Below are 22,572 nucleotides of genomic sequence, written 5' to 3' on the forward strand. Positions count from 1 at the left end.
CCGCTAAAAAGTAGAACAGAGGGTGAAGCAGGTGGGGTTAAGGGGTGGCAGCGAGGGCGTCGCTTTCCCGGTCCATGGCCACGATCTGTGGGGTGATTTCGACCCCCGAGGCCCGCACCTTTTGTAAACCGTTGATCACGATCCGCTCGCCGGCGCGAAGCCCTTCTTCAATCACCAAAAGGCCACCCGAGCGTCGACCGGTAACCACTTGTCGCCGGTCAGTACGATTGTCTTCGGTCACCACATACACAAAGCGACGGTCCTGATCGGTCAATACCGCTTTCTGATCCACCAGTAGGGCGTCGGTCAGGTATTGGATGGGCATCAGCACGCGCGCGAACTGACCGGGCTTCAATTGGCCGTCCGGGTTTGAAAGGCGAGCCCGAAGTCGAAGCGTGCCGGTCTGGGGGTTCAGGTGGTTGTCGACAAAGTCGATCTGCCCTTGGTGGGGGTGACCCGGGTCGCCCGCCAGACCAATCTGCACGGTCTGAAAGCCCCGGTTCTGTATGCTCTGAAGAACGCCTCTGGCGGTCTCTTCATCGCTTTCGAAGTACACGTACATCGGGTCGATCGAGACGATGGTGGTCAGCAGGGTCTCATTGGCGCCGGCCAGGTTGCCCTCGGTGATATGGGCCAGCCCCACGCGACCGGACACTGGCGCTTTCACCTGGGTGTATTCCAGCTCCAGCATCGCGCTTTCCAATGCGGCGTCGGCGGCGCTGAGTGCGGCCTGGGCCGATTGCAGTCGCGCCTGGCGTTGATCGAACTCTTCCCGGGAGATGGCCTGATTCTTCAGTAGTTGTTCCGCGCGCTCGGCTTCGCTGCGCGCCAATGTCAGTTGGCTTTGGCGCTGCTGCCGTTCGGCCTCGGCGGCATTGGCCCGGGCCTGATAGGGCCTTGGGTCAATCACAAAAAGCGTGTCGCCTTTGTGGACCAGGGCGCCCTCTTCAAAGTTGACGCTGTCGATATAGCCGTTGACGCGGGGGCGAAGCTCCACGGTCTGGGGGGCGACCAGGCGGCCGGTGAAATCGTCCCAGAGTGTGATGTCCTGCTCCAGTACCGAGGCCACCTCCACTTTGGGAGGAGGCGGCGCGACCGGATCGTCACCGCGGGCGCTGCAGCCGGTGATGGTGGCTGAGACCAACCCCAGCACCATTGCGGTGTAACTCAGGCGTTTGAAAGAGCGGGATAGAGAATGCGCTATTGAGGCCTTCATGGAAATGCTCCCTGTTTCGTAAGGTTCGTGATGAGTGACGTTTACGATAGCGGGAGGAGGGCTTGGGGCGGTAGCGGGTTCCTCTGCCTGGATTGCCTGATCCTGCAGGGTGGGGTTTGCTGTTGTAATAAAGTGTAATTGGCGAAGGTGTTATAACGAGGTTGCCTTGCGGGTTCCTCCAGCTTGATTGCCTATTTCTGCAATGGCGGGGTTTGACGACATAATTGGTCGGGTGGCGGAGTATACTGCTGGACTGATGTTGTCGGGAGGTATTGACCGTGACTGAGCACCGAAGTTTGATCGAAGAGTTGGGGCTGGATGGCGCCAGTCCGGATCGTAAAATACTCGTGGCCCGCGAGGCGTTGGCGAAGAATGTGCTGAAATGGGCACCGGGCAATGGCATTCAAACCACCGCCATTCCCGGCCTGGATGTGGTGCGCACCGATAAGCCCACCATGTGCATGTCTTCTGTCTATGACCCGTCACTGCACCTCATCGTCCAGGGCAGCAAGACGATCTGGCTGGGGGACAAGGAGCTGGTATACAGCTCGATGCATTGCCTGGTGTCTTCTGTGCACTTGCCCGTTCTGGGGCAGGTCACACAGGCCTCCCCCGAACAGCCTTACCTGGGTGTTCGCATTGGCATTGAGCCCAAGGAAGTCACCAGTGTCATTTTGGATATGGGTGAAGACGCCCAGTTTTCCGATTGTCCTTCCGGTGAGGCGAACTGCGGTTTATGTCGGTCTCGCGCGGAGCCGGAAATGGTCGAGGCGATCGCCCGGCTGGTCGCCTTGCTGGACAACCCCCGGGACGCCCGCATTCTCGCGCCGCTGATCCGCCGGGAAATTATCTACCGCGCGCTGATGGGGGAAATCGGTCCGCGCATGCGCAAGTTCGCCAGCGTCGACAGCCAGGCGCATCGTATCGCCAAGGTCATTGCGCTGCTGAAAGACCGCTTTACCGAGCCACTGCGGGTCCGTGAACTGGCGGATCAGGCCAACATGAGTGAGTCGGCGCTCTTTCACAGCTTCAAACAGGTGACACGCATGTCACCCCTGCAATTTCAGAAACGGCTGCGCCTGCATGAGGCGCGTCGGCTGATGGTGAGCGAGGGCATGGAAGCGGCGACCGCCAGTTTCCGGGTCGGCTATGAAAGCCCTTCGCATTTCAGCCGGGAATACAGCCGCATGTTCGGCGCGCCGCCGCGGGCGGATGTGACCAAGCTTCGGGGCGAGCACCCGGAGGCGGTGCGAGCGTAACCATCACGTCTGGCGCTTTCCCCGAGCGCCTTTCTCTCTGTCTTTCTCGGTGATTCCTGCTAAAGTCTTAGCAGGACAGATTGTTTTCGCACCGAGAGTGACAATGAGAGAGCCAGACCTTCCCTGGAATGAGAAAGAACGCTTAAAAACGCTGCACGACCTGAACATCCTCGACACACCGGACGAAGAGCGCTTTGATCGACTGACCCGCCTCGCCAGATATATGTTCGGTGTGGATATGGCTCTGGTTTCCCTTATTGATGAGGAGCGCCAGTGGTTCAAGTCACGCCAGGGGCTGGATGCTTGCCAAACCAGCCGCTCTATTTCGTTCTGTGGTCATGCCATCCTCGCCGATGACATCCTGGAAGTGTCGGATGCACGGAAGGATGACCGGTTTCATGACAACCCGCTGGTGGTGGGCCCTCCTCATATCCGGTTCTATGCGGGGGCACCCCTTAGGGTGGGTTTGGGGGTGCGTGTTGGAACGCTGTGCATCATCGATCGCGAGCCCCGAACCCTATCGACTGAAGAACGCAATGCACTTCGTGACCTGGCCGGCGCCGTGGAGCAGGAGCTTCAGCGCTTTTTGAATCGGTTGCTGGAGGGCGAAGACGTCGCCCGACATACTGACGAGCGAGACGCGGTTCTAGAGGCTTTTCCAGACACGGCCTTTGTCGTCGACCGGCGGGGAACCGTGTTGTCCTCAGGCGGACAGCGCCCGCTGTTCGGGGTGGATATCGGCGGGCGTTCTTTGGCTTCCATTTTACCTCCCGAGGCGGCCGCTTCTATACAGAAGATGGTCACCCGCGCTGTTTATGGTAACGACATCATCACTCGGGAGGTGGTTCTGGCGAATGGGCCGAATGTCGGCATTTACGAAGTGCGGGTCCGTCCAATCAGCGACTTTGAGATTGTGGTGCTGATGGGAGAGGTGACCGCCGAGAGAAAGCGAGCCAAGGCGCTGGAGGAGAGCCAGGGCCGATTGGCCTGGGTGCTGGAAGGTACGCGGACAGGCACCTGGGAGTGGAACATCCAAACCGGTGCCACCGTTTTCAACGAGCGGTGGGCGGAGATCGTGGGTTACCGTCTCGAAGAGTTGGAGCCGGTTGATATCAACACCTGGTTGAACCTGGCCCACCCTGACGACCTGCAAGGCTCCGCCGACTTGCTGGATCGTCACTTTCGGGGCGAGCTACCCGAATATGACTGCCGTTGCCGGATGCGGCACAAGGACGGTCATTGGATCTGGGTCCACGACCGCGGACGCGTGATGACCTGGACCAGGGCTGGGGAACCGTTGATGATGTACGGCACCCACTCTGACATCACCCGGGAGATGGAGGCCCAGAGCGAGCGGGAGCATCAGATTCGGGCCCTGACCACCCTGAACGATATCGCAGCCAACCCCACCCTATCCATCTCGGAGCAAGTTGAGAAAGCTCTGGAGCTTGGTACACGGTTCTTGGGGTTGGAAATGGGTATTGTCAGTGAAATTTTTGAGGATATTTACCGCATCGGTTGGTTCACTGCGCCCTCTGGCGCTGGCCTGGAGGCACACCAGACGTTCGACCTGGGTCAAACCTACTGCAGCCTGACTCTCGAGGCTCAAGACGTATTGGCGATCGAGGATATGGGGCACTCCCCGTACCGTGGGCACCCCTGTTATCAGTCTTTTGCTCTGGAATCCTACATCGGTGCCGCTATTGAAGCGGGCGGGCGACGCTACGGGACGCTGAACTTTTCCTCGCCGCATGCAAAAACCTCCCCGTTTCGTGAGTCGGACCGCATGTTCGTGCGCTTGTTAGCACGCTGGGTAGGTGCGGCGATTGATCGGTTTGAGGGAAAGCAACGGCTGGCGAAGCTGGCCACGCAATTCCCCGGAATGATGTATCAGTTCCAACGGCATCCAGACGGGCGCACGAGCTTTCCCTACTGCAGCGTCGGCGTAAAAGATATCTACGGGCTGACCCCGGAAGAAATCGAAGAGGACGCCAGTGCGGTATTTAACGCAATACATACTGACGACCTGGCGCACGTTCAGGCGACCATTGAGGCGTCTGCGCAAAGCATGTCGGTCTGGCATGTTCAGTATCGGGTGCATCGAGAGGGAGGAGGTTATCGTTGGGTGGAGGGCAACGCCACCCCTGAACGGTTAGCCGACGGTTCCATTGTCTGGCATGGAACCATCCACGACATCTCCGAACAGAAGCGGGCTCAAGAGGCTCTACTGGAGAGTGAAACACGGCTGCGGGCTCTGTTTGAGCTCTCCCCAATCGGTATCGCCTTGAACGATTTTGAAACCGGCGAGTTTCTGGAAGTGAATGATGCGCTGGCTCAATCAGCAGGCTACTCGCGGTCAGAGTTTCTGGCGCTCAGTTATTGGGCGTTGACGCCCAGAGAGTATGAGAAGAAGGAGCTCGAACAGCTTGAGTCACTGCGGGATCGAGGCCAATACGGCCCTTATGAAAAGGAGTACATTCGAAAAGATGGTGAACGTTACCCGGTCATGCTCAATGGCACTCTGGTGGAAGACTCGGCCGGGCGACGGTTAATCTGGTCGATTATCGAGGATATCTCCGAGCGCAAGCGCATCGAGCGCTTGAAGAACGAGTTTGTCTCCACGGTGAGTCATGAGCTGCGAACGCCTCTTACGTCTATATCCGGCGCCCTCGGCTTGGCTCTCAACGGGGGGTTGGGTGAATTGACGGCGGCAACCAAGAATATGCTGACCATCGCTCACAAGAACAGTCAGAGATTGACGCATCTGATTAACGACCTTCTGGATATGGAAAAACTGGTTTCCGGAAATATGCAGCTTTACGTGAAGCCATGCCGTTTGCGGGAGTTGGTGGCTCAAAGCATGGATAACATTCAGGGGTATGCGGATAAGTACCGTGTTCAGCTATCGCTGCTGGCTCCGGATGAGGACCCGACGGCCAATGTTGATGCCCAACGGTTTGAGCAGATCATGGCGAATCTGTTATCCAATGCCATCAAATATTCGCCAGAGCATGGGACGGTAACCGTATCGGTCGAGTCCCGGGGTGACGTTGTTAGAGTGGGGGTTCGGGATTGCGGCCCCGGTATTCCCGAATCTTTCCGGCCTCGGCTCTTCCAGAAGTTCGCCCAGGTCGATGCCTCCGACAGCCGCCAACGGGGCGGCACCGGTCTCGGGCTGGCGATTACCCGCGAACTGGTGGAACAAATGAAGGGCACGGTGGATTACCAGTCCAGGGAGGGCGAAGGCGCCTTCTTCTATGTCGATATTCCGTCTCCAGAGGCGACTGCCGCCGCGCCTAACCCCTGATCTGTCGATACGGGAGCGGCTAAAAGTGATCGAGACCTACTGGATGGGGCGGTAGCGCCGGTTAGTGATGATTGTCGAGAGGCAGATCGATGTGAGAGTGGCATTGAAGGAAACAAACAAGAAGGACGAACGTACTGATTGCAGAACACGAGAGGCGGACACCATGGCACCTCCAAAAAACGAGCAGTTCTTTCAGGAACAACTGGCGAAAAAACGATGGGAGTTCTGGTGTTCGCTGCCCGAGCGGCTTCTGGACCTGTCAAACGAGGTCAGCCGTCTGTTAGAGGAAGATGATAGGCGGGATCGCCTTCAAAATATTTATATGCTGTTACACCGTATGGTAGGCAGTGCCGGGACGCTCGGCCAATTGCCGCTCAGCGATGAAGCCCGCCAGTTTGAGCAGAAGGTCAAGGCTCTGCTTAACGATGGGAAAACGCTCCAGCACGCGAATTTGGACTGGCTCAAACCCATGTCTTCGCGCCTTTCGGCGGTCATTGTTGAGCCCGACGGCAAGCGCGTTGACGTTGTGGCAGCTCGCGTGCCCGTGGAAGGGCAAAAGTCCCTGATAGGGGTGTTGGAGTCGGCGCCCTCGGAGTTTGCGTCTCTGGAGCGTCAACTGAGCCCTTTCAACTACCGCTTGCAACACTTTGAACACCCGCTGTCGGCGGTAAGTGCAGGAACGGTCGAGGGGCCGCAACTGGTGCTCATCAACCTTTCCTCTTTTTACGATGACGCTTGCCAACGGCAGGCGTTGGAAGCTTTCTGCCAGAGGCTTGAGGAGCAGAGGATTCAGGTGCTGTTTCTGGCGGAGGAGGATCGGTTTGACTTCCGTGTTTTCGCCGCCAAGAAAATGGCGGTGGGACTGTTCGTAAAGCCGCTCAGTGTGCCCAAGTTGACAGCCCGTATTGATCAAGCCCTGGCGAGGCTGTCAGCGCCGCCCGAGCGGGTCATGGTGGTGGATGACGATGATGCTTTGGCGGAGCACTACAAATTGGTGCTTGAAGGTGCAGGGATGACGGTGAAGGTACTCCGGCAAGCCGATCGCATTATGGATGAGTTGACACAGTTCCGCCCGGAGCTGGTGTTGATGGACCTGCACATGCCCGAGTATTCCGGCACTGATTTAGCTGCGGTGATTCGTCAGTACGATCAATGGGAAAGCCTGCCTATTGTCTACCTCTCCTCAGAGACGGACATGGCCGAACAAATTCGGGCCATGCGCTTCGGCGCCGATGACTTTCTCTGCAAACCGGTGCTGGATGCCCAACTGGTGGCGGCGGTGCATGCCCGCATTGAACGGGCGCGCCGACTGGCGGACCAGATCACCAAAGACAGCCTGACCGGGTTGCTGCGCCATGCCAGCATCAAAGAGCATGTGGCGCAGGAGGCAAGCCGGGCGATGCGTGATGGTCAGCCCCTCAGTGTGGCGATGATTGATATTGACTTCTTTAAGTCCGTGAATGATACCTACGGCCACCCCGGCGGTGATCTGGTCATTTCCTCTCTGGCCACCCTGCTTAAGCAGCGCGTCAGGGCGTCCGATATTGTCGGTCGGTATGGCGGGGAGGAGTTTGTCGTGGTTCTTCCTAATTGTGATCGGCAGTTCGCGGAGACCATCCTCGACAATATCAGAAAGCTCTTTGCCCGAATCGATTTTGACAGTGCCGGAAAGACGTTTCACTGTACTTTCTCCGCCGGCATAGGGGTGTTGGACCCGAGTCTCGGTGAAAAGGAAGAAGACCTGATCGCGGCGGCGGACGCCGCTCTCTATCGCGCCAAAAACAGCGGTCGCGATCGTGTTATGTAGCGCTCGGACGAGCGACTGTGTTTGGTTTTTGACGGAACCGCTTTATGGATTCATTGCAGCGAATACTTTACGTCGAGGACGAGCCGGATATCCAGGCCATTGCCCAGATCGCCCTGGAGAGTCTGGGCGGGTTTGAATTGAAAGTGTGCTCTTCCGGGGAGGAAGCCATTAAGGCGGCGGACTCATTCAAGCCGGACCTTTTGCTTCTCGATGTCATGATGCCCGGTATGGACGGCCCTCGCACATTGGCCGCCTTGCGGCGCCGTTCAGCGACCGCCGAGACCCCCGTCATTTTTATGACCGCGAAAGTCCAGCCCAACGAAATCGACCACCTGAAAAGCTGTGGGGCCCTCGACGTAATTCCCAAGCCGTTTGACCCAATGACCCTCTCCGACCAGGTTCGTGCAATATGGCACCGAGGGCCTGTAGGTACTTGATCTGCGGTCTCCCCGCTTTGCACCGGGCTGCACAGAGGCGTAAACTGTCAAAATGGTTTAAGTGACTATAACGCATGCGGTCCACCGCCTGCGCTCTGCGATATAAGAAGAGGTAACCCATGAAGACACGACTCCTGCTATTGGCCCTGGTTGCCGCGCTCGGCGCCTGCCAGGTCAATCCTGCTGCCGAACGAACCGCCCCGGCCGAGACATTAAAAGCCGCCTATGAAGACGCCTTTCTGGTGGGGACGGCTGTGAACGAAGCCATTACCTCCGGTGAGGACGCCGTGGCGCAGGACATCGTCCGCCGGCATTTCAATACTCTGACGGTCGAGAACGTCATGAAGGCCGAAGAGGTCAATCCGCAGCCCGGTGTCTACCGTTTCGCACCCGCTGACCAGTTCGTCGAGTTTGCTCAGAAGAATGACATGTTTATCGTGGGGCACACGCTGGTGTGGCACAACCAGACCCCCGCCTGGTTTTTCCAGAATGAACAGGGCGAGCCCAATACCCCAGAGCAACAGAAAGAGCGTATGCGCGAGCATATAAAAGTGGTAGCGGGCCGCTATGCCGGCGAGGTGCATGCGTGGGATGTGGTCAATGAAGTCATCGCCGATGACGGCTCCTATCGGCCCACTACCTGGGTGAATGGCATTGGCAGCGGTGACGAGATGGTCAAACTGGCGTTTCAGTACGCCGAGGAATATGCACCGGAAACGGAGTTGTACTACAACGACTTCAATGCGTGGCGTCCGGAGAAGCGTGACGGCATCGTCCGGATGGTCAAAATGCTGCAGGAAGCGGGTATTCGGATTGACGGCATCGGTATTCAGGGGCACTGGGGTTTGAACTACCCGAAAATGGAATACATTGAAGCGGCCATCGACGCCTACGCCGAGCTGGGCGTGAAAGTGATGATCACCGAGTTGGATATAGACGTGCTGCCGCTGACCCGTGAGGGGCAGATTATCGGCACCGGCATGCTCCATCCCCAGTACCAGAACGAAGAGTTCGTGGAGTACTTGAACCCGTATCCGAACGGTTTGCCGGACGACGTGCAGGCGCAACTGACCGAGCGCTGGCGCGAGCTGTTCGAGCTGTTCTATCGCAAGCGGGACAAGATCGACCGTGTCACGCTTTGGGGTGTGGAGGACGATATGTCCTGGAAGAACAACTATCCCATCGAGAACCGGACCAACTACCCGCTGTTGTTCAATCGCGACGGCAGCCCGAAGCCGGCGGTGGATGCGTTGCTGCGTGTGCCGGTGTCGCAATAGCCACCCACCCGGTGGTTGACTCAAGTCAATGGTTAAGGGGTGATTTGGCGCTATGCTGATGCCTTGATAGTTCCCCTTTATGGGGCAGGGCTTGAGGCTGTCCATGAAAGAAAACGGTATAAACGATGACCGGCTGCTCGCGGTGGATATGGGTATCGACACCCACGAGGAGCCGGTGGTTTACATGCGCAGTGACTGCCACGTCTGCGTGTCGGAAGGCTTCTCGGCCAACGCCCGGCTTGAAGTAGGAGCGGGCGAGCGAAAAATCATCGCCACTTTGAATATTGTGACGGGCCGGGTCCTGGCGCCGGGCCGTATTGGTTTTTCCCTCAGCGCCTGGCGCTACCTGGGGCTTGAAGAGGATCAACCCGTGAGTGTGGCGCACGCTCCGGTGGTTGCTTCCTTGCGAGTGATGCGCAAAAAAATTCACGGCCATGAACTCAATGGCGACGAGTTGGGGGCGATCATCGCGGACATCAGCGAGCGCCGTTACTCGGATATCGAAATCGCCAGTTTCCTCACCGCCTGCGCGGGAGATCGCTTGAGTGCACCGGAGGTAGTGGCGTTGACCCGTGCCATGGTCGCGGTGGGAAAACAGCTGGTCTGGCCGCAGGCGGAACGGGTATTCGACAAGCATTGCGTTGGCGGCCTGCCGGGCAATCGCACCACGCCGATAGTGATTGCCATTGTCAGCTCACTCGGCCTGATGATACCCAAGACCTCCTCCCGGGCCATTACCTCGCCCGCCGGTACCGCCGATACCATGGAGGTGCTAACCGAGGTTGACCTCGATCTGGAGCAAATGCGGGCCACCGTGGAGGAGACTGGCGCCTGCCTGATCTGGGGTGGACGAGTGCAGCTCAGCCCCACTGACGACTTGCTGATTCGTGTGGAGAAAGCCCTGGACCTGGACAGTGACGGGCAGTTGGTGGCCTCGGTACTCTCCAAAAAGGTGGCGGCGGGCTCCACCCATGTGTTGATTGATATTCCGGTAGGCCCCACGGCCAAGGTTCGCGACCGTGCTCATGCCGAGCGTTTGTCCCACCTGTTCTACACCGTGGCCGCCGCGTTGAAACTGCATTTGCGTTGTGTGATTACCGATGGACGGCAAACGGTGGGCAACGGTATAGGCCCGGCCGAGGAAGCTCGGGATGTGCTGGCGGTTCTGAAAAACTCACCGGATGCACCGCTGGACTTGCTCGAACGTGCCGTTTTTCTCTCCGCCCATCTTTTGGCCATGGCGGGGGGAGGGACTCTCGAGCACGGTCTGTCGCAGGCCCGCGAGGCGCTGTCGTCCGGTCGCGCCTGGGAGCAGTTTCAGCGTATCTGCCGTGCGCAGGGCGGTCTCAAGGCGGTACCTTCCGCGCCCTTTCATACGGAATTGTATGCCACTGTGGCGGGCGTTCTGGCTCGTGTGGACAACCGCCGTCTGGCGCTACTGGCCAAGCTCGCCGGCGCGCCAAAGGCGCCGGTTTCCGGGCTGCGCCTGCGAGCCAAACTGGGCGATACGGTCGAGGCTGGAGACTCCCTGGCGACCCTGTACGCTGAAAGCGGTGGGGAACTGGCCTATGCGTTGGCGTTCTATCGCGACAATCGGGACATCTTTCTCATGCAAGCGTCCCACTGAGTGCAGCGTCTGCCTGTCCCGCTACTCTGAGGCCTGAATCGATGCGTCCTATACTGTTTTCTCTCACCCCCGAGTTGCCGTTGCAGGTCCCGCTGCGCACCGCGTTGGGAGCAGACGCTGGCGCGTTCCAGACTCGACGGTTTCCTGATGGGGAGACCTATTTGAGGGTCGTCTCTGCGGTGACCAACAGGCATTGTGTGGTGCTGGTGAACCTGGTGGAGCCCGATGCCCAGTTTTTACCGCTGGCCTTTCTGGCAGCCACATTAAAAGAGCTGGGCGCCGCGTCGGTGGGGTTGGTGGCTCCCTACCTCAGCTATATGCGTCAGGACACCCGTTTCCAGTCGGGAGAGGCGGTGACCTCTCGAGTGTTTGCCGGGCTGCTGTCCGAGCAGGTGGATTGGTTGATCACCGTGGACCCGCACCTGCATCGTTACCGTCGCCTTGATGACATTTATTCGATTCCTACCTCAGTGGTACCCGGCGCGCCGGCGCTCGCGCGGTGGTTCGCTCGGCAAGAGGGCCCCTTGCTTCTGGTGGGGCCAGACAGTGAAAGTGAGCAGTGGGTGTCGGCCATTGCGCGCGAAATTGGCCAGCCTTATGTTGTCGGGGGCAAGGAGCGGCGGGGAGACCGGGACGTTGTGGTATCGCTCCCCGATCTGTCCCAATACAAAAACCGCCGTGCAGTGATCGTTGACGACGTCATCAGCAGTGGCCACACGATTCTCAAAACCCTCGACGCTCTGTTCGCCGCGGGAATGAAACAGGTGGACTGCGTGGCGGTCCACGGTATTTTTGCCGAAGGCGTCGATGAAAGGCTGACGCGAGATGGCGTTGAAACCCTTGTTACGACGAACTCGGTCCCGCACGCCTCCAATGGCATTGATCTGAGTCCCTATTTGGCCGACGCCGTGCGAGGCCGGTTGCCTCGTTGATGCAGATCAAAACAGGGGCCGATCTCCCGGACTACTATGAAAGGTATTGGGATGCCCGGTCAACTGGGCTTCAGAGTGCGGGAGCGCCTATGAATATTGTCTTTCTCGGTGGTACCGAAACGGTCACCGGTTCCAAGTTTCTGTTGGAAAGTGGTGACACCAAAGTACTGATCGATTGCGGTCTGTTTCAGGGGTACAAGTGGCTGCGCAAGCGCAACTGGCAGTCTTTACCGTTGGATATCAAGCAGTTGGATGCGGTAGTGCTCACCCATGCGCACCTGGATCACTCCGGCTATATCCCCCGATTGTATCAACAGGGCTACCGTGGGCCGGTTTACACCCACCGGGCCAGCCGTGACCTTTGCGGCATTCTTCTGCCCGATAGCGGACACATACAAGAAGAGGACGCCCGCTTCTATGAACGGCACAAGCTGAGCAAACACGAAAAACCCGAACCTCTGTATGACCGTCAGACGGCGGAGCGTTGCCTGGAGCTGTTCGAACCGGTGGACTTCGGTGAAGTATTTAATGTCGGCAACATCCGGTTCCGCTTGCAGCCGTCCGGACATATTCTCGGAGCGGCCAGTATCATTGTTGAAGCCGAAGGCAAGCGAGTGGGCTTTTCCGGTGATGTGGGTCGCAGTGAGGATGTTCTGATGTACCCGCCTCAGCCGCTTCCCGAGCTGGACCTGCTGTTGCTGGAGTGCACCTATGGAGACCGCCGGCACCCCGAGGCGGACGTGTGGGAGCAGTTGGCGGCAGTGGTGACCGACACGGTCAACCGGGGAGGCGTGCTGATGGTGCCCAGTTTCGCGGTGGGGCGGGCGCAGGCCATGCAGTATCTGCTGGCGAAACTGATGGACGATGGACGGATTCCCCGCGTGCCGGTTTTCCTCGACAGTCCCATGGCCATCGATGTGTCCGCGATTTATCACCGCCACGCCGACCAACATCGGCTCACCGATCAGGATTGCGCGCGCATGACGCAGGTGGTGAAGTACACCCACAGCGTGGAAGAGTCCAAGGCACTGGCCGATATCAACTACCCACATATTATTATTGCCGGCAGCGGCATGATGACCGGCGGGCGCATTCTGCACCACATGAAACGGTTGATGCCCAACCATCGAAACACCCTCTTGCTCACCGGTTATCAGGCGGGTGGTACCCGCGGTGCCCACCTCCAGTCGGGCGCGGAGTCGGTCAAGATCCACGGCGCCTATATTCCCTGCAAAGCGCAGATTGCGGCGCTGGATGGTTTGTCCGGCCATGCTGACTACCGGGAGCTTCACGATTGGCTGCAGGCCTCCGCATTGGCACCGAAAACTCCCATTCAGTTGATACACGGGGAGCCGGATGCCGCCGATGCCATGCGTCTGTATTTACAGGAGCACAGCCGCTACGAGGTCGAGGTGGCGGAATACCGGTCTATACTCAAAGTCTGAACAAAGAGCGGGAGCCGCCTTGGGGTCAGACAAAGAGGGATTTGCTCATGAAAATGTCGTCGCTCGTCTGTCTTCTGGTCGCCGGGTTCTTATTGGTATTTCCCGGTAAGCTGTCTCCGGCACCGGTGGGTGACAGCGCCGATTACCTGGCGGATGACCCCCGCGTGTGCCTGATGTGCCATGGGCCCGGCAGCGGCATGCCCGCCGATGATGTCATACACGGCGTTCACGGTTTCGTGGGCAACGAGGCGTCTCCTTTCGCCGAAGGCCAGCTCGGCTGCCAGTCCTGTCACGGCCCGAGCGCCGCCCACCTCGGGCGAAACGAAGAGGGCCGTCGGCCCTTGCCCGGCCTGGTGTTTGATGAGCGCCACCCGGTGGAGAAGCGGGACGCCGCCTGCCTGAGCTGCCATACCCGGGAGGCGGGAGCGCACTGGGAGGGCAGCCTGCACGAGTTCACCCGGGTCAGTTGTACCGGTTGTCACAAGGTCCACGGGGGGCGGGATCGAACGAACGCCAGCGCCGGCAATACCGAGCAGTGCCTGACTTGCCATCGCCAGCAGCGGGCGGAAATCCAGCACGCTTTCAGCCACCCCCTGCGCTCCGGGCAGATGCAGTGTACGGATTGTCATAACCCTCACGGTGGGCCGGGCCCGGCCATGATGTTCGAACACACGCTCAATGACCAGTGCTATCAATGCCACGCCGAGAAGCGCGGACCTTTTCTGTGGGAGCATGCCCCCGTGGCGGAGGACTGTTCCCAGTGCCACCGAGCCCACGGCTCAAACCACCGAGCCCTACTGCAGGCCCGTACCCCCTGGTTGTGCCAGGAGTGCCACATGGCGCCCTTTCACCCCAGCAATGCGGAAAGTGGTCTAGGGCTGCCGCCGAATGGCGCCTCAAGCAACCTGATGGGTAAGGACTGCGGCAATTGTCACACCCAGGTGCACGGTTCCAACCACCCTTCGGGTTCCGGACTGACTCGATGAAAAGGGAGTGATGGCGATGAACCGATACTTCTGGCTGTTTTGCGCTTTACCGATCACCGGGGAGATCTGCGGAACTGGGAGCGTTCACGCTGAAGATTCGAGTGGTGAAGTCGAAATAGGTGTTGGTTACTTAAGCGACGACGCCTATCAGTATGGCAATCGCTCCGGTGTCAATGAACAGGGGCTGACGCCGCTGCTGAATGTTGAACTGGGCGCGGGCGCCGAGCCGGCCAGCGGTGCGACCGGTTACTGGTGGCTTGAAGTCGAACGCTTGGGGCTGGACACCGGCCGTGTGGAGCTGGAGGCCGGTGAGCAGGGCCGCCAGCGCTTGCGCCTGGGCTATCGCGAGGTTCCCCGTTACCGGTTCGATGACGCCTTCACGCCCCTGCGCGGGCCCGGTTCCAAAAGATTACCGCCCGGTTGGGAGGCGACCGACGCCACCACCGGGGGGATGACCCGTTTGGAAGAAAGCCTTGTGGAGGTGAACCTCTGGCAGCAGCGGCGCAGCTTGGGGGTGGAATATCAGCATCACCTGGACCGCCAGTGGACCCTGAGCGCGGATTTTCGGCGGGATACCCTGGAGGGGACTCGTGCGCTGGGGGGCGCAACCGGCGCAACGGGCGGCAACGTTCGGGCGCTGCTATTGCCGGCGCCCCTCGATTATGAAACCCAGATCGCTTTGCTCGCTTTGGCCTATACCGGTACCGGCTATCACTGGAGCCTGGGTTACCAAGGGTCTTTCTTCAACAACCGGGACAGTGCCCTTGGTTGGCCTACGCCCTTTGCGGCGCATCCCCAGTGGGCGCCGGGCTCGGGTTACCCCGGCGGCCAAAACCAAATGGCGCTGGAGCCGGACAACCAGGCGCATCAACTGCGTGTCAATGGCAGTCTGACGTTGGCCGGCAGTACCCGTCTGCATATGGATGCCGCCTTGGGTCGGCAGACTCAGGATGAGGCGTTTCTGCCATATACTGTCAATCCACAAATTGACATCGTCGAACCCTTGCCGCGGGACTCTCTGGATGCGCGAGTCAATACCTCGCACGTAAAGGCTCGCTTGACCAGCCGCCCCGCTTCAGGGCTGAACCTGATCGCCCGCCTGGGCTACCGCGACCGGGACAATCAAACACCCATTGATGTTTATCAGCGTGTCCGCAGTGATGCGTCGCCACAACAGGCGTTTATGGAGGCCCGACTGAATCGCCCTTACAGCTTGACCGAGCGCGAGGCCTCGACCGATGCTACCTATCGGTTGGCTCGAGGCCTGCGTCTGGAAGCGGGCTACGAGCACACCCAGACCGACAGGGACTACTCCGAGGTGGCCCGCACCGAAGAGCACGGCTTTTCCCTGGGCGTGCGCAGCACCCGGTGGGATCGGGTCATGTTGGCGATGAACTACCGTCACTTGGATCGTCACGCGAGCGCTTATGTGGGTAACCGGCCGCTGATCGATACCCGGGTGCCAGGCAGTGTGGGTGAAGAGGACTTTGAAAATCATCCCTTGCTGCGCAAATACTATCTGACGGATAGGGATCGGGATCAATGGCGCCTGCGGCTGGACTGGTACCTGTCGCCCTCGGTGTCTCTCGGTTCGAGCGTTACGCACAACCGGGACGATTATCCTTCCGGTTACTTCGGGCTGACGGACTCGGAGATGGTGTCCGCCACCGCCGACATCACCTACACGCCCGCAGAGGCGGTGCGCCTCACCGGTTTTGTGAATCGTGATCGGTATCAACGGAATCAGGCGGGTCGATCCTTTCGCGGATCGGTGCCGGAGGATGCGGCGAACGCTGAGCGTAACTGGAACACGCGGGCGAGGGATCATTTCGATGTCTGGGGCGGCCGCTTGGACTGGGAGGACATTCAGCCAAGCTGGGTGAACGGGCAAGCCGGCCGGCGCCTGGACTTGTCGCTCTCTTTTACCCATTCCCGCTCCAACGGCGAGATTGTGACCGAAACAGGGCCGGCGCTGGATGCCGCGCCTTTGCCGGAACTGGTTACCCGGCTCGACAGCATTCACTTGGGAGCGCGCTACCACTTGTCGCCCCGTTCCTCGCTGCGCCTGGAAGTGGAACGGGAACGTTACCGGAGCGATGACTTTGCGCTGGATGACCTCGCGCCCGGATCCCATCCCAATGTGTTGTTGATGGGGCAAAGCAGTCCGGATTATCGGGCGACCTGGGTCGCGCTGGGTTACCGGCTCAGTTTTTAAAGGGGGGGTGATGCGGTTCACAGTGAATAGCAGTCAAGCAGTGGTGTGGCTCCTGGCCCTGTTCCCCGGCGTGATGGCGTTTGGGTTTCTCAGTGCTCCGGACTTTGACAATCCCTCTGCCGTGCTCAACACCTTGGGACGGTTGACCGGTATTTGGGGCATGGCACTGTTGCTGATAGCGGCCGCTCTGTGCTGTCGCGTGCCTGGGTTCGATCGTCCTTTCGGTGGTTTGACCAAACTCTGGAAATTGCATCACCGTCTGGGCGCCGTGGCTTTTCTGTTGTTGCTGTCGCATCCACTGTTACTGGCGTTCTCGGCGGCGGGAACGTCGCTGTCGGCCGCCGTCGGCACCCTGTTCTCCGCCCGGCCGGCGGTAATCTGGGGATGGGTGGCACTATTGGCGCTGATGATTTTCATGGCGCCGAGTTTCCGGTTCTTTGGCGAACCCGAATATCAACGCTGGAAGCATCTGCACCGGTTGGCAGGTATCACGGTGGTGTTGGGGCTGGTGCACACACTGCTGTTGAGTCGAACGCTTCCCGGGGTGTGGGGCCCGGCTGTCTGGGGGCTTTGGGCGGCCCTGGCGATTGGCGCCATCGGTTATCGTTGGGGGTTTTCCCGTTGGCATGGGCGTTTGCCGTATCGCGTGGTTGCGATCGATCGGCCCGCGCGCAACGTGGTTGAGTTGGCCCTGGAGCCTCAGGCACAAGTGCTTTGTTATGAGCCGGGGCAATTTGTTTATCTGACGCCCTATGACACACAGTTGCCTGTCGGTCGCGGAGAAGAACACCCCTATACGGTGTCCTCCGCCCCAGACGAGACCGGATTGCGCATTGCTATAAAGAATCTGGGCGATGCCAGCCGAGCATTACAGACGGTAAGGCTCGACAGTGAGGTTCGGATTGAAGGCCCTTATGGCTGTTTCTTTCCGTCACCGGACGCGCCGCCGGAACCGGAGCTCTGGATCGCCGGAGGGATCGGGATCACCCCTTTCTTGAGCCGTCTTCGCCACTGCGCCCGGAGAGGTCAGGTTCTGAGAATACATTTGATTTACTGCGTGCAGGATGAAACGAGGGTATTGTTCGAGGAGGAGCTCGCACAGTTGATGGCCCAGTTGCCCGAGAGCCGGGTAACGCTGCATTTTTTCTATCGCGAAGGCCCTTTGAGGGGTGAGTTTATTGAACACGCCTGCCCGGACGCGGCCCGAAGGTCTGCTTATCTTTGTGGTCCGCTGCCACTGATCGAGAGGGCCAGCACGGCGCTGCAGGCGCTGGGTGTTCCGCAAAAACGTATTGTTACCGAAGAGTTTGTGTTGTTGTGATTGGGGTTGTAACAGGAGCTTCCCATGAAGAAAACCGTATTTGCCGCTTTTATTGCCTTCTGGTCCTCGGTGGGGACCTTGCTGGCCCTTTTTGCCCTGACGCCAACGGTGACGTTGGCGGAAGGCGAGACTGAGTACAGCCTTGAAGATGTGGCCGGGCACGATTCCCTGGAGGACTGTTGGATGGCGATTCGGGGCAAAGTGTACAACTTCACCGACTACATCCCGAAACACCCCGCGCCACCAATGGTGATCGAGCCCTGGTGCGGACGCGAGGCCACCGAGGGCATGACGACGAAAGGCTACGGCCGCGACCATAGTCCGGCCGCCTGGGAATCAATGGGGGCCTATCAGGTCGGTATTCTCTCGTCCAAACCGTGACTACCGATAGCGCTAAACGGCAAATGGTCACTCCGTCGTCGCCCAGGGAGCGCGTGTTTCATACGCGGGCTCTGACCCGGGTATTTCGGTTGGGCGAAGTCGAAATTCACGCACTGCGGGGCGTGGACATGGAGCTCTACGCCGGAGAGTTTGTGGTGCTGCTCGGCGCTTCGGGCAGTGGCAAGTCTACTCTGCTCAATATTCTCGGTGGGCTGGACAGCGGTACCGAGGGTGAGGTGTGGTACAAGGACATCGACCTGAGCCGCGCCAGCGAGCGGGTACTGACGGACTTTCGTCGTCACCATGTCGGGTTTGTGTTTCAGTTTTACAACCTGATCCCAAGCCTGACCGCGCGCGAGAACGTTGCCATCGTGACGGACATTGCACGTGAACCGATGGACCCTTCGGATGCGTTGGCGCTCGTCGGGCTTGAGCAACGGCTGGATCATTTTCCGGCCCAGTTGTCCGGTGGTGAACAGCAGCGGGTGGCGATCGCCCGCGCCATTGCCAAAAAGCCCGACGTATTGTTGTGCGATGAACCCACCGGAGCGCTGGACTCCAAAACCGGCATCAAGGTGTTGGAGGTGCTGCGCCGGATCAACCGTGAGCTGGGCACCACCACAGCAGTGATTACCCACAACGCGGTGATTGCCGACATGGCCGAACGGATGATTCGCCTGAGCGATGGTCGGGTGAGTGAAGTGACCAACAACGCCCATCCCGTCGACCCCGATCAGTTGCACTGGTAACCGCTGATGCGCGCGCTCAATATCAAATTGCTGCGTAACCTCTGGACGTTGAAAGGCCAGGGCATTGCCATCGCGGTGGTGATTGCCACGGGCGTGGCGATGTTTGTGATGTCATTTACCGCTCTCGATGCATTGCGGCTCAGCCAGCAGAGCGTGTACCAGAGCCAGCGTTTTTCCGAGGTGTTCGCCAATCTCAAGCGTGCGCCCGAATCCCTGGCAGAGCGTTTGCGGGCAGTACCCGGCGTGGCGACGTTGGAAACCCGTGTGCAGGCTCCGGTGAAGCTACAGGTACCGGGGTTCGACCAGCCGGTAACTGGCCTGGCTCAGTCCATTCCAGACGGTCGTCAACCGCAACTCAATCAACTCTATTTGCGCGCTGGGCAACTGCCCGAGGCAAATCGCAATGATCAGGTGCTGTTGAGTGAAGCCTTTGCCGAGGCGCATGAACTGCAACCCGGTGATCGCCTGTCCGTGGTGATCAACGGTCGCTATCAGGCGTTGTGGATCAGTGGTATAGCGTTGTCGCCGGAGTACATTTACCAGATTCGCCCGGGCGATCTGTTTCCGGATTTTTCCCGCTACGCCATTCTCTGGATGAACCGGGATGCGTTGGAGTCGGCCTTCGATATGGATGGGGCTTTCAATAACGTGGCGCTGACACTGTACACCGGTGCAAGCGAGCAAATGGTGATCGACCGGGTGGATCAGTTGTTGGAGCCCTGGGGCGGGTTGGGTGCCTATGGTCGGGAGGATCAGCTCTCTCATCGTTTTATCGAACAGGAGTTGGAGCAGGTTGCCGCCATGGCGGTGTTTCTACCGCTGATTTTTATCGGCGTTTCCGCCTTTTTACTGAACGTGGTGGCGGCCCGTTTGATTCGCACCCAGCGTGAGCAGATCGCGGTGTTGAAAGCGTTTGGGTATGACGGGGTGGCGGTGGCCGGGCACTATCTGATGCTGGTGTTGGTGATAGTGTTGTTCGGTTCGGTATTGGGGGTGTTTCTGGGGACCTGGTTGGCCAGCGGTTTGGCCGGGATGTATCAGGAGTTTTTTCGGTTCCCCTGGTTGGAGTTCCGGCTGAAACCCTCAGTGGCGCTGACCGCCATTGCGATCGCGGGGGGCGCAACCGCCATCGGGACGTTGACGTCGGTGTATCGGGCTTTTCGTCTGCCCCCGGCGGAGGCCATGCGTCCCGAGCCGCCGACGCATTTTCGTCGCACGCTCATTGAACGCCTCGGGATTCGGGGGTTGAGTCAGCCCACGCGGATTATTTTGCGCAACCTGGAGCGACAGCCAATAAAGGCCGGCCTGTCCATTTTGGGCATCAGCCTGGCCGTGGGGATGATGATGCTGACCGGCTTTCAGAAGGGCTCGATTGATTACATGATGGATGTGCAGTTTCGTCTTGCCCAAAAGCAGGATATGACAGTGACGTTTATCGAACCGACCCAGCGCGGCGCGCTGCACGAGCTGCGTGCGTTGCCCGGCGTCCGGTACGTGGAGGGGTTTCGGTCAGCGTCCGCCATTTTGCAATACGGGCATCGTACCTACCGGGGTGGCTTGCAGGGGTTTTCGGATCCGCGCAGCCTGGTACAGGTACTGGATGAACAACTGCAGCCCATTGCGATTCCCGATGAGGGGGTGTTGCTGACGGACCACTTGGCCCGGATGCTCGGCATTGGTGTGGGCGACACCTTGCAGGTTAAGGTGCAGGAAGGGCGGCAGCCCGAGTTGGCCATACCGGTGGCGGGCCTGGTGACCGAATTCATTGGGGTGGGTGCCTACCTGCGTCGGGAAACGTTGGCGCGACTGTTGGGCGAGGGCGATACGGTCAGCGGCGCCTTTCTGGCGGTGGAGCCGGAGCAGGTGGCCGAGGTCAACCGTCGCCTGGAGGCCATGCCCCGGGTGGCCGGCGTCAGCCAACGGGAAACCATGATTCGCGCCTTCGACGATATGATGTCCGACAGCATGCTGGTGTTCACTTTTTTCAGTGTGTTTATGGCCGGTTCCATTGCGTTTGCGGTGGTGTACAACAACGCGCGCATCGCTTTCGCCGAGCGTAGCCGGGAGTTGGCAACGTTACGAGTGTTGGGTTTTACTCGGCCGGAAATCGCTTTTATTTTGCTCGGTGAGTTAATGCTCTTGACGCTGCTGGCCATGCCCCTGGGGTTTTTATTGGGAGCCGGCTTGTGCCACCTACTCACAGTGGGAATGCAAACCGATCTTTACCGGGTGCCCTTGGTACTCACTGCGGATACCTACGCCAGCGCGGCGCTGGTGGTGCTGGTGGCAACGCTGTTGTCTGCCCTGATGATGGGGCGGGCGCTGGCCAAATTGGATATGGTGTCGGCTCTCAAGTCGGCTGAATAAGTGAATTCCTCGCGGAGGAAAGACCGAGAACTTATGGCTATGAAACGCCCTACTCGTCGTACCCTGATTTTTATCGCCATCGCCTTACTGGTGCTTGTGGTATTGGGCATCAGTTTTCGCAACCCGCCCGCTTTGGTGGATTCGGCGGCGGTGACTCGCGGGCCTTTTCGGATGACCGTGGAGGAAGAGGGGCGCACCCGCTTGCCGGACCGGTTTGAAGTTTCCGCTCCCGTTGCCGGTTATCTTAATCGGGTGCTTCTGGAACCGGGGGATGCAGTCGCTCAGGGCGATACGCTGTTTACTCTCAATCCCGCGCCTGCTGATGCGTTGGATGCAAGATCCGGCGCTCAGGCGCGCGCTTCTGTGGCGCGCGCCGAGTCGGTGTTGGCGGCGGCCCAATCCGCCGTCGAGGCGCAGCGCGCCCAAGCCGAGCTGGCGGATCGGGAGTTGGCGCGTATTCGGAAACTGGTGGACCAGGGACATCAGTCGCAGGAGGCGCTGGATCGAGCCATGGCCGAGGCCCGCAGCGCCAATGCGCGCTTGCGCACCGCCCAGTTTCAGGTGGATGTGGCTCGACACGAGCGCGCCAATGCCGAAGCGGCCCTGACCATCGCCGGGGGAGAAGTTCGCTCGGAGCCGTTGCGGGTCACTGCGCCTACCGAAGGGGTGGTGCTCACCCGTCAGCGACAGAGTGCCGGCCGGGTGCAGCCAGGGGAGCCGATACTGACGCTCGGTGATTTGCGCAGCCTGCAAGTGGAAGTGGACCTGCTGTCACCGGACGCGGTGCGCCTGAACCCGGGAATGCGTGTGGAACTGGAGCGGTGGGGCGGCGACCGGGTGCTGCCCGGTCGGGTGCGTCGCGTCGAGCCGGCGGGCTTCACCCACATTTCCGCTCTGGGAGTGGAAGAACAACGGGTCTGGGTGATTGTCGACTTTGAGTCCGATCGGGAGCACTGGAAAGATCTGGGCGATGGCTACCGGGTGGAGGCACGCTTTATTCTCTGGGAAGGTGAGGAGGTGTTGCAGGTGCCCGCCAGTGCCCTGTTTCGGGAAGAAGAAACCTGGGCCGTATACGTGGTTGAAAACGGTGAAGCGGTCCGCCGTACCGTTACCCCGGGGCGGCGCAGCGGTCTGCTCTCCGAAATTCAAGAGGGATTGGCGGTAGGGGAGCGGGTCATCCTCCACCCGGGGGAGGATATTCACCCCGGTTCCCGGGTAGAGCAGCGCTGAGTGGCCGGTTGCTTTT

Annotated in this window: 16 protein-coding genes; 15 read left to right on the forward strand and 1 reads right to left on the reverse strand. The window is 59.6% G+C overall.

Going from position 1 to position 22,572, the window contains the following annotated elements:
• Nucleotides 1-37: 37 nt before the first annotated feature.
• Nucleotides 38-1,216, reverse strand: a complete 1,179-nt coding sequence (locus tag G547_RS0104200) for an efflux RND transporter periplasmic adaptor subunit (protein ID WP_027328761.1) — start codon at nt 1,214-1,216, stop codon at nt 38-40.
• Nucleotides 1,217-1,494: 278 nt separating this feature from the next.
• Here G547_RS0104200 and G547_RS0104205 point away from each other — a divergent pair, with 278 nt between their 5' ends.
• The 15 genes from G547_RS0104205 (at nt 1,495) to G547_RS0104275 (ending at nt 22,556) form a co-directional block, all read left to right on the forward strand.
• Nucleotides 1,495-2,475, forward strand: a complete 981-nt coding sequence (locus G547_RS0104205) for an AraC family transcriptional regulator (protein WP_245573349.1) — start codon at nt 1,495-1,497, stop codon at nt 2,473-2,475.
• A 103-nt stretch (nt 2,476-2,578) separates the two neighbouring features.
• A complete protein-coding gene (locus tag G547_RS23585) occupies nt 2,579-5,782 on the forward strand; it encodes a PAS domain S-box protein (protein ID WP_051234789.1) in 3,204 nt (1,067 codons plus the stop codon).
• 163 nt (nt 5,783-5,945) lie between these two features.
• Nucleotides 5,946-7,589 (forward strand): diguanylate cyclase, encoded by a 1,644-nt coding sequence (locus tag G547_RS0104215; RefSeq protein WP_027328763.1) that lies wholly within the window; start codon nt 5,946-5,948, stop codon nt 7,587-7,589.
• 44 nt (nt 7,590-7,633) lie between these two features.
• Nucleotides 7,634-8,026 (forward strand): response regulator, encoded by a 393-nt coding sequence (locus G547_RS0104220; protein ID WP_027328764.1) that lies wholly within the window; start codon nt 7,634-7,636, stop codon nt 8,024-8,026.
• A 119-nt stretch (nt 8,027-8,145) separates the two neighbouring features.
• Nucleotides 8,146-9,303: an endo-1,4-beta-xylanase gene (locus G547_RS0104225; RefSeq protein WP_027328765.1), complete on the forward strand. Its 1,158-nt coding sequence runs from the start codon at nt 8,146-8,148 to the stop codon at nt 9,301-9,303.
• A gap of 103 nt (nt 9,304-9,406) precedes the next feature.
• Nucleotides 9,407-10,930, forward strand: a complete 1,524-nt coding sequence (locus tag G547_RS0104230) for a thymidine phosphorylase family protein (protein WP_027328766.1) — start codon at nt 9,407-9,409, stop codon at nt 10,928-10,930.
• 41 nt (nt 10,931-10,971) lie between these two features.
• Entirely contained in the window at nt 10,972-11,862 is an 891-nt protein-coding gene (locus G547_RS0104235; RefSeq protein WP_027328767.1) for a ribose-phosphate diphosphokinase, read from the forward strand.
• Nucleotides 11,863-11,951: 89 nt separating this feature from the next.
• A complete protein-coding gene (locus tag G547_RS0104240; RefSeq protein ID WP_027328768.1) occupies nt 11,952-13,307 on the forward strand; it encodes an MBL fold metallo-hydrolase RNA specificity domain-containing protein in 1,356 nt (451 codons plus the stop codon).
• Between the two features lie 47 nt (nt 13,308-13,354).
• On the forward strand, nt 13,355-14,293 hold the full coding sequence (locus tag G547_RS0104245; protein WP_051234791.1) for a DmsE family decaheme c-type cytochrome: 939 nt from the start codon (nt 13,355-13,357) through the stop codon (nt 14,291-14,293).
• A gap of 16 nt (nt 14,294-14,309) precedes the next feature.
• Entirely contained in the window at nt 14,310-16,508 is a 2,199-nt protein-coding gene (locus G547_RS0104250; protein ID WP_027328770.1) for an MtrB/PioB family decaheme-associated outer membrane protein, read from the forward strand.
• 22 nt (nt 16,509-16,530) lie between these two features.
• The gene (locus G547_RS0104255) at nt 16,531-17,829 is read left to right on the forward strand and encodes a ferredoxin reductase family protein (RefSeq protein ID WP_169449425.1); all 1,299 of its coding nucleotides are present in this window, start codon (nt 16,531-16,533) and stop codon (nt 17,827-17,829) included.
• 24 nt (nt 17,830-17,853) lie between these two features.
• Nucleotides 17,854-18,210 (forward strand): cytochrome b5 domain-containing protein, encoded by a 357-nt coding sequence (locus tag G547_RS0104260; protein WP_027328772.1) that lies wholly within the window; start codon nt 17,854-17,856, stop codon nt 18,208-18,210.
• A 53-nt stretch (nt 18,211-18,263) separates the two neighbouring features.
• Nucleotides 18,264-18,959, forward strand: a complete 696-nt coding sequence (locus G547_RS0104265; protein ID WP_211224492.1) for an ABC transporter ATP-binding protein — start codon at nt 18,264-18,266, stop codon at nt 18,957-18,959.
• 6 nt (nt 18,960-18,965) lie between these two features.
• Nucleotides 18,966-21,326 carry an ABC transporter permease gene (locus G547_RS0104270; RefSeq protein WP_027328774.1) on the forward strand — a complete coding sequence of 787 codons (2,361 nt, stop codon included), beginning with the start codon at nt 18,966-18,968 and terminating at the stop codon, nt 21,324-21,326.
• Nucleotides 21,327-21,365: 39 nt separating this feature from the next.
• Nucleotides 21,366-22,556: an efflux RND transporter periplasmic adaptor subunit gene (locus G547_RS0104275; protein WP_211224493.1), complete on the forward strand. Its 1,191-nt coding sequence runs from the start codon at nt 21,366-21,368 to the stop codon at nt 22,554-22,556.
• Nucleotides 22,557-22,572 lie beyond the last annotated feature (16 nt).

The sequence above is a fragment of the Marinimicrobium agarilyticum DSM 16975 genome (genome assembly GCF_000423345.1).
Classification (GTDB): Bacteria; Pseudomonadota; Gammaproteobacteria; order Pseudomonadales; family Cellvibrionaceae; genus Marinimicrobium; species Marinimicrobium agarilyticum.